This is a genomic window from Massilia sp. ST3, assembly GCF_018119405.1.
Taxonomy (GTDB): Bacteria; Pseudomonadota; Gammaproteobacteria; order Burkholderiales; family Burkholderiaceae_D; genus Telluria.
The window spans coordinates 1-14,893 of record NZ_JAGPWC010000024.1 but is presented as its reverse complement, the minus strand read 5'-3'; the positions used below and the strand labels follow the sequence as shown (position 1 = coordinate 14,893).

The following is a 14,893-nucleotide window of genomic DNA, read 5'->3' as shown; positions in this document are numbered from 1 at the left end:
CACGACCCCGTGCATCTGCACCTGCACGTGCCCCTCCATCCGCGAAAGGACCTCGATTGAAGGCAAGGCAAGCAGTTCAGATGGCGCACGGGCGACAGGTCGACCTGCAGTCCTGCGCGGACGAGCCGATCCACCTGCCAGGTTCGATCCAGCCGCACGGAGCGCTGCTGTTCTTCCGGCGCGACGGCACGCTGGAAGGCTGGAGCGCGAATGCGCCTGCTCTGCTCGGCATCGAACCCCTGCTCGGCGCAGCCTTCGACGCCCTGCCGCTACCCGAGGCCGCGCATGAACTGATCGCGCTGAGCATGGCGCCGCGCGACGACGAGAGCGCGCCGGCGGTGTCCTCGCTGGTCATCAATGACGCCGACTACGACTGCGTGGTGCATTGCGCGAACGGCCGCATCGTGGCCGAGTTCGAGGCGCGCGAGACGCCGGCCGAGGAAGTGGTGCTGTTTGCCGTCAAGGCGCACGGTTCGATCGACCGCCTGCGCCGCCAGAAATCCATCGAAGGCCTGCTGGACGCGGCGGTGCGCCAGGTGCGCGAGTTCACCGGCTTCGACCGCGTGATGGCCTACCGCTTCCGCCCCGACGACAGCGGCGACGTGGTCGCCGAAGCGCGCCGCGAGGACCTGACGCCCTACCTGCACCAGCGCTATCCGGCATCCGACATCCCGGCCCAGGCGCGCCGCCTGTACATGCTCAACACCCTGCGCATGATTGCCGACGTCGACTACAACGCCGTGCCGCTGCTGGGCGAACCGGGCGCCGAACCGCTCGACCTGAGCTTCGCGGTACTGCGCAGCGTGTCGCCGGTCCACATCGAATACCTGAAGAACATGGGGGTCGGCGCGTCGATGAGCGTGTCGATCGTCATCAACGGCCGCCTGTGGGGACTGATCGCCTGCCACCACATGTCGCGCAAGCTGGTGCCCTACGCGATCCGCATGGCGGCCGACGTGCTGGCCCAGGTGATCGCCTCGACCATCCACAGCCTCGAGGCGCGCCGCGACGCGGAGCTGGTGGAGCAGGCGGCCACCATGCGCACCCGCTTGGTCGAGGCCCTGCTGCTGGACGAGGACCCGCTCGATATCCTGGCGCGGCACGCGGAGGAGCTGATCGGATCCTCGAATGCGCAAGCCATGGTGGCTTGCCTGGACGGCCGCATCGTCACCCACGGCGCGCTGCCGCCCGGGCTGGCCGAGGCCGTGGTGGCCTCGCTGCCGGCGGAGCCGCACGACCTGGTCACGCGCGAATCGCTGGCCGATTGGCCGCCCGAGCTGCACGCACGCCTGGGCAAGTGGGTGGGCATGCTCGCCCTGCCCTATGATCCCGCGTCCCAGGGCTGGTGCGTGCTGCTGCGCGTGGAAGAAATCGAACAGGTGGCCTGGGGCGGCCGTCCGGAAAAGACCGAGCAGGTCGGTCCGCTGGGCACCCGCCTGACCCCGCGCGGCTCCTTCGACGCCTGGTACGAGACGGTGCGCGGCAAGGCCCATCCCTGGGAAGCGGCCGTGCTGTCGAACGCCCGCCTGACCCTGGCCGAACTGATGCGCGCGACCGCGTCGCGCCGTGCCCAGCACGAGGCCACCCGCGCCCAGCTGCTGGCCATGCTCGGCCACGACCTGCGCGACCCGCTCCACTCGATCAACATGGCGGGCATGGTCCTGGAACGCGGGAACAACCAGCAGGGCCTGGGCAAGCGCATCCAGTCCTCGACCAGCCGCATGCAGCGCATGATCGGCCAGGTGCTCGACATGAGCCGCCTCGACCGCGGCATGGCCCTCGGCATGGCGCCCGAGCGCATCGACCTGTCCGACCTGGTGAAGGACCTGATCGACGAGGCGCGCCTTGCCTATCCGGCCATCGTGTTCGAGCTCGCGTGCGATGAAAGCGCGCTGGTGGACGCCGACAAGGGCCGTCTCGGCCAGGTGCTGTCCAACCTGCTGAGCAATGCGCGCCACCATGGCGAGCCGGGGCAGCCGATCCGCGCCTGCCTGTTCCGCCAGGACGGCATGGCGGTGCTGGAGGTGTCGAACCATGCGGCGCCGATCCCGGCGGACATCGTGGCCAACCTGTTCAACCCGTACAAGCATGCCTCGCTGAACAATCCGCGCAACCGCACGGGCCTGGGCCTGGGCTTGCACATCGCCCAGCAGATCGTGCAGGAGCATCGGGGCGAGATCACCTACCGTTACGAGGACGGGCGGGTGGTGTTCGCGGTGCGGCTGCCGCTGGCGTCCTAGAGGCTTACCGAAATGCCAAGTCGCGTGGTAGTCTAGCAAGGTCCCCTGCTACCCGCACCTGCATGACCCTCATCAAGTTCATCGAAATCATGGCGATCCTGGTCGGCGCCTTCTCGGGCTTCATCGAAGCCAGGCGCAAGCGCATGGATCTGGTCGGCGTGTTTACGGTCGCTTTCATCACCGCGTTCGGCGGCGGCACCCTGCGCGACATCCTGCTCGACAAGCGGCCCCTGTTCTGGGTAACGCACCAGGAATACGCGATCCTGATCTTCGTGCTGGCCCTGGTGGCATCGCCGCTGATTCGCACCCTGCGCCAGATCGTGTCGGAACGCCTGATCGTCATCGCCGACGCGGTGGGATTGGGACTGTTCTCGATCGCGGGGGTGTCGGCGGCGCTGGACGCGGGCATGCCGATCTTCATCGCCTCGATGATGGGAGTGATCACGGGGATCTTCGGCGGGGTGCTGCGGGATATCGTGTGCAACGAGGTGCCGATGGTGTTCCGGGACGGGAAGCCGTATGCGATCTGCGCCTTCCTGGGCAACTGGCTCTTCCTCCTGATGCGCAAGTACGATGCGCCGCATGATTTTGCGCTGTGGTCGAGCGCCTTGTTCATCAGCGGGTTGAGGTTGCTGAGCTGGCGGTTCGATATGCGGATGGGGCGTTAAGCAGGCGTGCGTTGAACGCGTCGGCGGCGGAGCCGCCAACCCTACATTGCGCGCCGCTGCTGCGTCACCCCCGCGAAGGCGGGGGTTCAAGTTTGCGTGCTCAGACCGCGTCCGCGCCGGTCTCGCCGGTACGAATCCGGATCACCTGCTCCACGTTCTGCACGAAGATCTTGCCGTCGCCGATCTTGCCGGTACGCGCCGCCTTGATGATGGCGTCCACCACCTGGTCCGCCATCGCATCGTCCACCACGACCTCGATCTTCACCTTCGGCAGGAAGTCCACCACATATTCCGCGCCGCGATACAGCTCGGTATGGCCCTTCTGGCGGCCGAAGCCCTTCACTTCCGTCACCGTCAGGCCGGTCACGTTCACTTCGGCCAGCGCCTCGCGCACCTCGTCGAGCTTGAACGGCTTGATCACGCAGGTAATCTGTTTCATGGTCATCCTCTTATAAAAATCTCGTTAGTCGGGAATGTTCGCCAGGTCGTCCAGCCACACGGTGGCCTCGGAGTCGGACGGGGCGCGCCAGTCGCCGCGCGGCGATAGCGAGCCGCCATTGCCGACCTTCGGTCCGTTCGGCACGCAGGAGCGCTTGAACTGGCTGGTCTTGAAGAAGCGGTACAGGAAGATCGACAGGTTGCGCTTGATGGCGGCGAGCTCGTACTCGTTGCGCACGCCGTCCGGGTCCGGCCACTTGCCCTGCTCGCGCTTGTGCCAGGCGCAGTAGGAAAGGAAGGCGACCTTGCTCGGCTTGAAGCCGAAGCGCAGGATGTAATAGAGATTGAAGTCCTGCAGCTCGTAGGGTCCGATCACGTCCTGGGTGCTCTGCGCAGGCTTGCTGTCGCTGGCCCCTCCGGGAACCAGCTCGGGGCTGATCTCGGTGTTCAGGATATTCAGCAGCACCTCCTTGCCGCCGTCGACCACGGCGCCGGTCTCGGCCACCCAGCGCACCAGGTAGGAGATCAGGGTCTTGGGCACGCTGGCGTTGACGTTGTAGTGCGACATGTGGTCGCCCACGCCATAGGTGCACCAGCCCAGCGCCAGCTCGGACAGGTCGCCGGTGCCGATCACCAGCGCATTATGGAAGTTCGCCAGGCGGAACAGGTGGTTGGTGCGCTCGCCGGCCTGCACGTTCTCGAAGGTGATGTCGTACTCCGCCTTCCCTTCCACATAGGGGTGGCCGAGGTCCTTGAGCATCTGGATGCAGCTCGGGCGAATGTCGATCTCCTGGGCGCTGCACCCCACCGCCTGCATCAGGTCGCGCGCCTGCTTCAGGGTGCGCTCGCTGGTGGCGAAGCCCGGCATGGTATAGGCCAGGATGTTGGTGCGCGGCAGTCCCAGGCGGTCCATGGTCCTGGCGCAGACCAGCAGCGCATGGGTCGAGTCCAGGCCGCCCGAGACGCCGATGACGACCTTCTTGATGCCGCTCGAGGACAGGCGCTGGATCAGGGCCTGTACCTGGATGTTGTAGACCTCGGTGCAGCGCTCGTCGCGGCGCGCCCGGTCGGCCGGAACGTAGGGGAAGCGCTCGACGTTGCGGTTCAAGGGCAGCACGCCCTGCAGCGGCAGGTCGAGGGTGAAGCGGATCACACGGAAAGCGGATACCTCGCCGGCGTGGCGCCGCACCGACTGCGCGAAGGTAGTGGCGTGCATGCGCTCGTTCGACAGGCGCTCCAGATCGACGTCGGCGAAGATGATGTGCGAGTCGTCGCTGAAGCGTTCCGACTCGGCCAGCAGGTCGCCCTTTTCGTAGATCAGCGACTGGCCGTCCCAGGCCATGTCGGTGGTCGATTCGCCGCGCCCGGCCGAGGTGTACAGGTAGGCCGCCAGGCAGCGCGCCGACTGCTGGGATACCAGCTGGTGGCGGTAGCCGCTTTTTCCCACCACGACGTTCGAGGCCGACAGGTTGACCAGCACCGTGGCGCCGGCCATGGCCGCGAAGGAGGACGGCGGCACCGGCACCCAGACGTCCTCGCAGATCTCGACGTGGAAGCGCAGCAGCGGCAGGTTCTCGACTTCGAACAGCTGGTTGGGGCCGAAGGGCACGATCTCGCCGAACAGCTCGATCTGGTCCACGGCCGCGCAATCCGCGGACGTGAACTGCCGGGATTCGTAAAACTCGCCATAATTAGGCAGGAAGCTCTTGGGCACCACGCCCAGTACCCGGCCGTTCGCGACCACGGCGGCGCAATTGAAGAGCATGTGGTTGACCCGCAGCGGCAAGCCGACGACCAGGGCCAGCGGCATGCCGCGCGAGGCCTCGACGATCTCGGCCAGGCCGTCCAGGCAGGCGTCCAGCAAGGCCCGCTGGTGGAACAGGTCGTCGCAGCTGTAGGCCGACAGGCCCAGTTCCGGGAAGGCCACCAGGGCCGCGCCCTGCTCCGCCGCCTGGCGCGCCAGCTTGACGGTCTGCTCGACGTTGTAGGCGGGATCGGCGATGCGGCAGCGCGGGATGGCCACCGCGACGCGGGCGAAGTGGTGCGAATAGAGGTTGAAGAATGGACTGTTCATGGGCGAGTCTTTCGCATTGCAACGAGCGCGGGATGACCGGAGTCGCTCCGGTGAGCAGGCCGCTCACTTCTTCTGTCAATCGATGTCATTTTGGGAAGCACTTTGAATTATCGCACGCATATCGTTTCTTCTCTTTCCGAGATAGGCCAGGCGTCCTGGGACGCGCTGGTGCAAGCCCAGGACGGGGCCACGCCCTTCCTGTCCTACGCCTTCCTGCATGCCCTGCACGAGTCGGGCAGCGCCTCGCCCGAGACCGGCTGGCAGCCCCAGTACATCGCGCTCTACGAGGGGGATGCACTGGCGGCCGCCCTGCCCCTGTACGTCAAAGGCCACTCCTACGGCGAATACGTGTTCGACTGGGCCTGGGCCGAGGCGTATCAGCGCCATGGACTGGACTACTACCCCAAGCTCCTGAGCGCGATCCCGTTCACGCCGGTCAGCGGCCCGCGCCTGCTGGCGCGCGACGCCCGCGCCCGCGCGGCCCTGGTCGAGGTGCTCAAGGCCACCCAGGGCGCGAGCGAGGTGTCCTCGACCCACGTCCTGTTCCCGCCAGAAGACCAGGCGCGCCAGCTGGAGGCGGCCGGCTTCATGCTGCGCAGCGGGGTGCAGTTCCACTGGCTGAACGGTGGCTACGCGAGCTTCGAGGACTTCCTGGCCACGCTCGAGCACAAGAAGCGCAAGAATATCCGCGCCGAGCGGCGCAAGGTGCGTGAAGCGGGGGTGAGCCTGCGCCGGGTGCGCGGGCGCGAGGCCGTGGATGCGGACTGGGTCCTGTTCAACCGCTGCTACCGCAACACCTACCGGGCGCATTTCTCGACGCCCTACCTGAACCTGGATTTCTTCCGCCGCATCGGCGCCGCCATGCCGGACAATATCCTGCTGGTGATCGCGGAGCGCGCGGGGCAGCCGGTGGCGGCCTCGCTGGTGATCCATGACGAGACGACACTGTACGGACGCTATTGGGGGGAACTGGAGCACGTGCCCTGCCTGCACTTCGAGGCGTCCTACTACCAGCCGCTGGAGTTCTGCATCGAGCAGAAGATCGCCGTGTTCGAGGGCGGCGCCCAGGGCGAGCACAAGATGGCGCGCGGATTTTTGCCGGTCAAGACCTGGTCGGCGCACTGGCTGGCGCATCCGTCCTTTGCGGATGCGGTGCAGCGCTTCCTGGAGCGCGAGGCAGGCGGCGTTGACGACTACCTGGATGAGCTGAACGAGCGCACGCCTTTCCGGGGGCCTGCCGCCCGGTAGGGTTGGCGGCTACGCCGCCGACGCGTTCAACAATCGCTTGCGGCTCGAAATGTGAACGGGTGACGCGGCTGCTTGAACGCGTCGGCGGCAGAGCCGCCAACCCTACGTCACAAAAGAAAACGGGCCCGTACGATGACGGGCCCGTTTGTTTCGACTGCGGCTACGGCGCGATTACTTCCAGCCGCCGGCGTTCGAGCTGTAGACTTCTTTCCACGGCTGGGAAACCTGCTCCTGCTTCAGCATGATCTGCTTGGCGCGCGCGCGGGCGGCGGCCATGAGGGTGGCTTTGACTGCGAAAATGAATTTGTTCACGTGCGGCTCCTTGATTGCGCTGCCGGCGGGCGGCACCGCCTATGACGACGATGCTACCGTTATACGGGCGTTCACCCGGAATTTCCAATTCCGAGTGGCAATATCAGATATCGCTTTCGTGAATGTTAGTCTGCGTGGCGATTCAGCCAGGAGCGGACGCCGTCCAGGGAACGGAACTCCGACACCGAACGGCAGGCGATATGCGGGTGGCGCGTCTGCAACATGCGCGACAGGGCCGCGCCCGGCCCCAGCTCCAGCGCCACCGTCACGCCGAACTCGGCGAAGGCGTCCATGCATTCCTTCCAACGGATCGGCTCCGCCAGCTGGCGCGCCAGGTGCGTGATGGCGAGGCCGCCCCTGTCGATCTGCTCGGCGGTGATCCCGGAAAGGACCGGCAGGTCCGGCGTCCGCCATGCCTGGCCGCGCAGCAGGGCCTCGAAGGGCGCGACGGCGGCGCTCATGAACGGCGTATGCGAGGCGATTTCCACAGGCAGCATGGTGGCGTGCGCACCTGAGGCGATGGCGCGGGTGGCGAGCGCCTCGCGCTGCCCGGCCGGGCCGCCGGCCACGAAACTGTCTTCGCCGGTGACGATGGCAAGATGGAAACCGAAAGGCTGGAGGATGTCCTCGGCATGGGTGACGGTCAGGCCCGACAGCGCCACCATGGCCTGGGGCGGGCCATCGGCCCGGCAGGCGTCCATCAGGCGCGCGCGCTCGCCCGCCAGCCGGACGGCGGCGCCCGGATCGAGCGCGCCCGACACGGCATGCGCGGCCAGTTCGCCGATGCTGTAGCCGGCCACCAGGGCGGGCCTTGGGCTCAGCTCCCCCAGCGCGGTCCAGGTGGCCAAGGTCGCCGCCACGATGGCCGGCTGGGCGACGCGGTTGGTGAACAGCGCGGGACCGAGCAGCTGGTCCGCGAGGCCCGCGTCGGCCAGCCAGCCGTCCAGCAACGCGCTCGCCTGCGGGTCGCTGCGCGCCATGTCGAACATGGCGGGCGACTGGGCGCCCTGCCCCGGACACAGCAAGATGAGCCGCGCGGCCATGCTAGGCCTCGCCCCCGCTGGCGGCATGCACCAGGCAGACGGCCGCCAGCAGGTCGGCCGCGCCGCCCGGCGACAGGCGCCGTGCGACGAAGTGGCGGTGGCTGTCCTGCGCCCTCGCCATCCAGTCGCGCGCCGCCGTGCCGCCGCGCGCCACGAAGGCGCGCGCATGGCGCCGGACGGTGGCCGCCCCTTCGAGGCCGCCGCGATGATAGACATTGGTGTCGCTGACCTGCGCCATCAGGGAAAACAGCGCGTCGACCCGCGCAAGGCGCATGCCGCGGCCCGCCGCCAGGGTGCGGCGCAAGGCGGGCAAACCGGTCTCGAACACGGAAGGCAGGCCGCGCGCCGCCTCCTCCCGTGCGCCGCTGGCGGCATAGCGCAGTACGGCGCGGGTACCGTGCGAGGCCACGCTGCCGTCGGCCGTATGGGCGCTCAAGGCCTGGCCCCAGCGCTCCAGCAGCATGCCACGGATCGCCGCCGGCGCCAGGGCCGCACCCTGGGCATGGCAGCGGCCAATCGCGGCGCACAGCAGGCCGACGCAGAAGATCGCGCCGCGGTGGGTGTTGACGCCGCGGGTCGCCCGCAGCATGCGCTGCTCGGCCTCGATGCCGAGGCGCTTGAGCACCTGGAAAGGCGCGTCGCGCATGCCGGCCTCGCAGATGTCGCGGAAATAGCGGCGCAGGGAGAACAGGCTACGCAGGAAAGTCTCGGCGTTCATGTCCTCGTGGCTCCCGTTGTCGACCAGCGAGACCAGGCCCGGCTTCGGGTACAGGGCCAGCTCGGCGTACAGGCTGCGCACGGCCAGGCGCGCGATGCGGCCGGCGAAGCGCGGATCGGTACTGGGGCCGGTCGGGACCTCCAGGCGGTCGATGGTCAGTTCGGGCATGCCGCTTCCTCCAGGCTGGCCAGCAGCTCGTCGAGCCGGACGAGCGCAATGCGGTCCATGGCCTTGGCCAGCACCCGCGTACCAAGCGCGCTGCTTGTGCCGTCCATGGCCGCGTGCAGTTCCTTCCATGCTACCGCGCGGCCGTCGGGAAAGACAATCTCGCCGTCCAGGGGCAGCAGGACGGCATGCCGGGCGAGCAAGGCAAGTCCGTCGCGCAAGTGCGCCTCGTTCAGGGGCCGCAGCAGGAGGTCGATGTCCGAGCTCTCCTTCAGGTAAGCCTGCCCGGTGATCGCCTGCAGCGCGACCGAGCCGTAGGCGCCCAGCACGAAGCCATGGGCGGTCGCTTCCTGCTCCAGCGCCGCCAGTCCCGCGCGCCAGCGTTCGGGCACGGTGTCCATGGCCGCCAGCAGGGGCAGCGGGGCCGCGTGGCGCTCCACATCGGCGATGGCCACGCTGCCCGCCACCCTCACCTTCAGTCCATCGGCAGGCCGTGGCGGCAGCGCGAAGCCCACCGCCAGCCGGTCAGCCGTCTGCGTCACTTCATCCCGCCGCACCACCGCCGGCCAGCCGGCGCGCGACCAGGCGTCGAGCGCCCCCACCTGGGCGTGCGGGACCGCGGCCAGGACCTGCTCCCAGCCGCGTGCGCTCAGCCAGACCAGGTCATGCCGGGCGAACATCGCCGCCCCGGCGCACCGCCTCCGCCACCGGCTGGGCCAGCAGGCGCCCTCCCCGCTCGCGGCCCAGTTCCATGCGGCGGTCCTCACCGCCGCCTTCCTTGAGGGCGGCGGCCAGCGCGCCGGCCAGGTCGCCTTCCCACAGGGCGTGCAGGCCGCCCATGCGCAGGTAGTTGTGGGCGCCGGGCGCGAACACCGGATTGTCCTTGGCGAGCTCGGTCAGGCGTTCCTCCGGCACCTTGGTGATGCGCGCCATCGCGGGCAGGCCCATCACGCGGATCAGGGCGTCCGGCAGCGCGTAGCAGGCGTTGGCGATCAGGCCGCTGGTGATGAAGCCGCCGGACAGGGCCTGGTCGTACACCAGGCCGACCACGTGGTGGCCCTTGCGCCGCGCCAGGTCGACGCACTTGCCGAGGTGGGCCATGTAGCTGTTGATGCCCAACATCTCGTCGCGGTGGCGCAGGCGCTGGCCTTGCGTGTCGATCAGGATCACGATCGCCCGGCCGGGGTGCGACTGCACCGTGCGCAGTACCGCTTTCGCCTGGGCCAGCGCGATCTCGATGCCGATCGGCGCGTGTTCGGTGGTGCCGATGACGTCGACCGTCTGCCCGTCGACCTGGGCGCAGCCCGACAGGAAGTTGTCGCGCTCGACGATATCGTGCCCGGCCGGGAACAGCTGGGCCGCCAGAGTATGCCAGTCCATTATCGTTCTCCCTTGCTCTGCGTGGCGCGGTGGCGGGCGGCCAGCTTCAGGAAGGCGTCCGCCTCCAGCACCGGCACGGCGGCCGGGTCGGGAATGCCGAGCCGCTTCCAGACCTCCATCGGCTCGCGCAGGCCTTCGGTGTCCTGGATGCGGCGCGCCAGCATGTCCTGCTCGGCCAGCAGTTCCTCGAGCGTCAGCTCGGCGCCGCCCCCGCGCACCTGGGCGATGGCTTCCAGCGCGGCCTTGCGGAAGGATTCCGTGTCGTCCGGTACCAGGGCCTGGCAATCGCCCATCAGGTAGCGGTGCTTGCCGCCGGTGGTGCGCCACACCAGGGCGCGGTCGCGGGCGTCGAATTCCTCGACCCCATTCGCGGTCTCGATCACTTCGGGGCCGGACATGGCCAGCCGCGCTTCTTCCGACATGATCACGGCGTTGGCGCAGCGCGCGGCGATGCCCATGCCGCCGAAGCAGCCGTTCGATCCGCCCACCACGCTGACGACCGGGATGCCGGCCGCGCGCACGTCGAGGATGGCGCGCATGACTTCCGACACCGCGATCAGGCCGGCGTTCGCCTCGTGCAGACGCACCCCGCCCGATTCGAGCAGCAGCACGACCGCGTGCGCCCCCTCGTCGATCGCGCGGCGCAGCATGCCCACCAGCTTGGCGCCGTGGACTTCGCCCACCGCGCCGCCCATGAAGCCGCCCTCTTGGGCCGCGCCGAACACCGTCTGCCCGCCCAGCTTGCCCTTGCCGACCACCACGCCGTCGTCGAAGGAAACCGGGGCGTTCAGCTGCGACAGGTGCGGGCTGGTGACGCGCGCCGCAGGCGGCAGGAATTCCTCGAAGCTGCCCTCGTCGAAGATCGCCGGGATGCGCTGGCGCGCGCTCAGTTCCAGGTAGCTGCTCATGGCTGGCCTCCTGTCGCCGACTCCACCGCCTGGTCCAGGCGCAGACTGACCACCGCCGGCGTGGCGCCCATGTCGTTGATGCAGATGCGCGCGTCGGCCAGGCCCCAGCGCGCATGGAAATCGGCCATCACGGCCTGCCAGGTGGCGCCGAAGCCGACGGCCGCGGTGCGTACCTCGATCTCGCAGGCGCCGCCCAGCTGGGCGGGTTCGATCAGCACTTCCAGGTTGCCGGAGCTGACCACGCCCACCAGTTGCGGGATCGTGCCCAGCGGCCGGGCGCCGTGCTCGAAGCGGTAGTTCAGTGTTTCCATGTCGTTTCCTCACCAGTTCCTGAAGCGCTTCGGTGGATCGTACAGCCCGCCGGAGGCGCGCACCAGGCCTTTCATGTTCTTGGCGGCCAGCAGGTCGCGGGTGGCCATGCGCTTGTCGATGCCCAGGTCTTCCGCGCGCCGGATCACGCCGCGGTCGCGCAGGTTCTCGACCATGCGCTTGTCGCGTCCCATGCCCACCGGCGTATAGCCCGCCACGCCGCGGATCGCCTGCTCGCGTTCTTCAATGCTGCGGCACAGCAGCAGGTTGGCGATGCCTTCCTCGGTCAGGATGTGGGTCACGTCGTCGCCGTAGATCATCACCGGCGGGATCGCCATGCCGGTCTGCTCGGCCAGTTGCCAGGCGTCCAGCTTTTCCACGAAGGCCGGGGCCATGTGCTCGCGGAAGGTCTCGACCATCTGCACCACCAGCTTCTGGCCGCGCGGGATCGTGTTCCTTCCCTCCCTCGCCTGCTGGCCGGCCTTGAGCCAGGCCGCACTCGGATGGCGCCGTCCGCGCGCGTCGGCGCCCATGTTGGGCGCGCCGCCGAAGCCGGAGATGCGGCCCAGGGTCGCGGTCGAGGAATTGCCCTGCAAGTCGATCTGCAGGGTCGAGCCGATGAACATGTCGCAGGCGTAGTGCCCGGCCGCCTGCGAAAAGGCGCGGTTGCTGCGCATCGAACCGTCCGGCCCCACGAAGAAGACGTCGGGCCGGGCGCGGATGTAGTTCTCCATACCGAGCTCCGAGCCGAAGGAGTGCACCGACTCCACGAAGCCCGCCTCGATGGCGGGAATCAATGCCGGGTGCGGGTTCAGGGCCCAGTAGCGGGCGATCTTGCCCTTCAGCCCCAGCTCGGCCGCGTAGGTCGGCAGCAGCAGCTCGATGGCGGCGGTGTCGAAGCCGATGCCGTGGTTCAGGCGGTCGACCTCGTATTCCGCATAGATGCCCTTGATGGCCATCATCGCCATCAGCACCTGGATCTCGGAGATCTGCGCCGGGTCGCGCGTGAACAGGGGTTCGATGTAGTAAGGCGTGGGCGACTGCACCACGAACTCGACCCAATCGGCCGGGATGTCGACGCGCGGCAGCTTGTCGACCACCTGGTTGACCTGGACGATCACGATGCCGCTCTTGAAGGCCGTGGCCTCGACGATGGCCGGCGTGTCCTCGGTGTTCGGCCCGGTATAGAGGTTGCCCTCGCGGTCCGCCATCTCGGCCGCCACCAGGGCCACGCGCGGGGTCAGGTCGACGAAGTAGCGGCCGAACAGCTCGAGGTAGGTGTGGATCGCCCCGATGTTCAGCTTGCCCGCCTGGGCCAGCTTGGCCAGGCGGCCGGCCTGCGGCCCGGAGAAGGAGAAGTCCAGGCGCGAGCCGATGCCCCTCTCGAACACGTCCAGGTGCTCCGGCAGCGACAGCACCGACAGCAGCATGTGCAGGTTGTTGATGCGGGCCGGGTCGACTTTCGTCAGCGCCTTGCCGAGGAAGTCGGCCTGCTTCTGGTTGTTCCCTTCCAGGCAGACCCGGTCGCCGCATTCGAGCACGGCGTGCAGCAGGTCGACGATGCGCCTGGCGCCCACGATCTTGCCCTGCAGGTCGGTGCCCAGGGCCGCCCTGGCCCGTTCCAGGCGGGCGTTGCGGTTGGTTTGCCGTGTATCCCAGCGGCGTTGTGCGTCATCCATGGCGTTTCCCGAAAATTGAAGCCTGCGTCATTACAGCACGACGAACAGCAGCCACACCACGACCGGCGCGATCACCGTCACCGCCCCGCCGTAGATCATGAGCTGGCGCAGGAAGGCGTCGCGGTCGACGCCCTGGGCGCTGGCCAGCACCAGGGCCCCGTTGGTGGAGAAGGGGCTGACGTCGACGATGGTGGAAGCCACCGCCATCGCGGCGATGAAGCCGATCGGATCGACACCGGTGCCGCTCTGCAGGAAAGGCACGGCCAGCGGAATCAGGGAGCCCAGCACCGCCGTCGACGAGGCGAAGGCGGACACGATGGCGCCCACGAAGAGCAGGAGCAGCGCCACCACCAGCGGCGAGGTCAGGCTGGCCACGCTGGTGCCGACGAAGTCGATGGTGCCCATCTTCTGCATCACGCCCACATAGGTGCTGACGCCGACGATCAGCATGATCTCGGGCCAGGACACCTGGCCGATGGCGCGCTTCTGCACCTGCGGCGCCATCAGCGACAGCACCAGGCCGATGCAGACGGCGACGAAGCCGATGTCCAGCTTGTACATCAGGGTCAGCACGCCCAGCGCCAGCAGGCCGGCCACGGTGGCCAGTTGCTGGAAGGTCGGGCCTGCATGGTCTTCGGCCTTGGCCAGGGCGGCCGCGCCGGAGCCGCCGCCGGCGCCGACAGAGGCGAGCGAGTCGGCCGAGCGCTGGCGGGTCAGCTTGTCTTCGCTGGAGGCCTCGGATTCGGCGTCGCCGTAGATCTGCGGGCCCTGCGCGGCCACCGCCACCTGGGCGCCGAAGGGCATCGCGGGCATCGCGCCGCCGCGGGCGGCGGGGCGTCCTTCACGCATCAGGCGCAGGCCGCCCATCATGCAGAACAGCAGCACGCACACGCCGAAATTGACGCCCAGGCTGACCAGCGCGGTGGTCATCTCCGAGATCGGCAGGCCGGCCTTCTGGACGATCTTGTTGGTGATGCCGCCATAGATGCTGATCGGCGAGAAGCCGCCGCCCTGGGCGCCGTGGATCACCATCAGGCCCATCATCAACGGGCTGATGTTGTGCTTGACGGCGAAGCCGAGGGCGATCGGCGCGATGATCGCCACCGCCGCCGGGCTGACCGCGCCCATGGCGGTCAGCATCGCCGTGATGGCGAACATCACCCAGGGTATCGCGGCGATCCTGCCGCCGACCGCGCGCACGGCGAGGCGCACCAGCCAGTCGATGGTGCCGTTGTTCTGGGCTTGCGCGAACAGGAAGGTGATCCCGACCAGGGTCAGGAAGAGTTCGGCCGGGAAGCCGGCCATGATGCCCTTGGCCGTCATGCCGGCGGCCAGGGTGCCGACCAGGAAGGCGCCGACGAAGGCGAGGACGCCCATGTTGATGGGCAGGACGGTGGCGACGATGAACATCAGGGCCAGCACGTAGATGGAAATCATGTGAGAGGACACGGGGGTGCTCCTTCGCAAGTGGCGCCGGATTGGCCGGGCCGGGGTGAAACGTCTCCGGATATATGCCTCTCGCAGTGGAGGGCATGCTCTTTTTTGTTGTTTTTATAAGGTAGCCGCGAAACCGGAGGAGATCAATTACGCGGGGCGTGGGATGTTTACTGTCAGCGAAATGGTTGGTGCGCTCATCGCCTCGTTGGCCGTACTCGTAGGGTGGGCGGCGCTGGCCTCCACCCGACCCGGGGTTTAGCCTCCGGCCCCCCCC

At 68.3% G+C, this 14,893-nt stretch carries 14 protein-coding genes; 3 read left to right on the top strand and 11 right to left on the bottom strand.

The annotated features are described in order from the left end of the window. Positions 1–80: 80 nt before the first annotated feature. Both KBW98_RS10410 and KBW98_RS10405 read left to right on the top strand, forming a co-directional pair. Complete coding sequence (locus tag KBW98_RS10410; protein WP_211520065.1) at positions 81–2,240, top strand: GAF domain-containing protein; 2,160 nt, start codon at positions 81–83, stop codon at positions 2,238–2,240. A 62-nt stretch (positions 2,241–2,302) separates the two neighbouring features. Beyond that, on the top strand, positions 2,303–2,908 hold the full coding sequence (locus KBW98_RS10405; RefSeq protein ID WP_211520064.1) for a trimeric intracellular cation channel family protein: 606 nt from the start codon (positions 2,303–2,305) through the stop codon (positions 2,906–2,908). Between the two features lie 100 nt (positions 2,909–3,008). On the opposite strand, the gene KBW98_RS10400 is transcribed toward KBW98_RS10405, so the two are convergent. Next, entirely contained in the window at positions 3,009–3,347 is a 339-nt protein-coding gene (locus KBW98_RS10400; RefSeq protein WP_211520063.1) for a P-II family nitrogen regulator, read from the bottom strand. Between the two features lie 24 nt (positions 3,348–3,371). Continuing rightward, positions 3,372–5,420 carry an NAD(+) synthase gene (locus KBW98_RS10395; RefSeq protein WP_211520062.1) on the bottom strand — a complete coding sequence of 683 codons (2,049 nt, stop codon included), beginning with the start codon at positions 5,418–5,420 and terminating at the stop codon, positions 3,372–3,374. Positions 5,421–5,522: 102 nt separating this feature from the next. Here KBW98_RS10395 and KBW98_RS10390 point away from each other — a divergent pair, with 102 nt between their 5' ends. Then, positions 5,523–6,668: a GNAT family N-acetyltransferase gene (locus KBW98_RS10390; RefSeq protein ID WP_211520061.1), complete on the top strand. Its 1,146-nt coding sequence runs from the start codon at positions 5,523–5,525 to the stop codon at positions 6,666–6,668. Positions 6,669–6,839: 171 nt separating this feature from the next. On the opposite strand, the gene KBW98_RS10385 is transcribed toward KBW98_RS10390, so the two are convergent. The 9 genes from KBW98_RS10385 to KBW98_RS10345 form a co-directional block, all read right to left on the bottom strand. After that, positions 6,840–6,980 (bottom strand): hypothetical protein, encoded by a 141-nt coding sequence (locus KBW98_RS10385; RefSeq protein ID WP_211520060.1) that lies wholly within the window; start codon positions 6,978–6,980, stop codon positions 6,840–6,842. A gap of 125 nt (positions 6,981–7,105) precedes the next feature. Continuing rightward, entirely contained in the window at positions 7,106–8,023 is a 918-nt protein-coding gene (locus KBW98_RS10380; RefSeq protein ID WP_211520059.1) for an ACP S-malonyltransferase, read from the bottom strand. Between the two features lies 1 nt (position 8,024). Beyond that, on the bottom strand, positions 8,025–8,909 hold the full coding sequence (gene mdcB, locus KBW98_RS10375) for a triphosphoribosyl-dephospho-CoA synthase MdcB (RefSeq protein ID WP_211520058.1): 885 nt from the start codon (positions 8,907–8,909) through the stop codon (positions 8,025–8,027). Further along, entirely contained in the window at positions 8,897–9,586 is a 690-nt protein-coding gene (gene mdcG, locus KBW98_RS10370; RefSeq protein ID WP_211520057.1) for a malonate decarboxylase holo-[acyl-carrier-protein] synthase, read from the bottom strand. Before mdcG ends, mdcB begins: the two co-directional genes overlap by 13 nt. Next, complete coding sequence (locus tag KBW98_RS10365) at positions 9,570–10,286, bottom strand: biotin-independent malonate decarboxylase subunit gamma (protein ID WP_211520056.1); 717 nt, start codon at positions 10,284–10,286, stop codon at positions 9,570–9,572. The genes mdcG and KBW98_RS10365 overlap by 17 nt, the downstream gene beginning before the upstream one ends. Next, positions 10,286–11,194 (bottom strand): biotin-independent malonate decarboxylase subunit beta, encoded by a 909-nt coding sequence (locus KBW98_RS10360; protein ID WP_211520055.1) that lies wholly within the window; start codon positions 11,192–11,194, stop codon positions 10,286–10,288. Before KBW98_RS10360 ends, KBW98_RS10365 begins: the two co-directional genes overlap by 1 nt. After that, positions 11,191–11,505 (bottom strand): malonate decarboxylase acyl carrier protein, encoded by a 315-nt coding sequence (gene mdcC, locus KBW98_RS10355; RefSeq protein WP_211520054.1) that lies wholly within the window; start codon positions 11,503–11,505, stop codon positions 11,191–11,193. Before mdcC ends, KBW98_RS10360 begins: the two co-directional genes overlap by 4 nt. 9 nt (positions 11,506–11,514) lie before the next feature. Beyond that, a complete protein-coding gene (mdcA, locus tag KBW98_RS10350; protein WP_211520053.1) occupies positions 11,515–13,182 on the bottom strand; it encodes a malonate decarboxylase subunit alpha in 1,668 nt (555 codons plus the stop codon). 30 nt (positions 13,183–13,212) lie between these two features. Beyond that, a complete protein-coding gene (locus KBW98_RS10345) occupies positions 13,213–14,631 on the bottom strand; it encodes an SLC13 family permease (protein ID WP_211520052.1) in 1,419 nt (472 codons plus the stop codon). Positions 14,632–14,893: the final 262 nt, after the last annotated feature.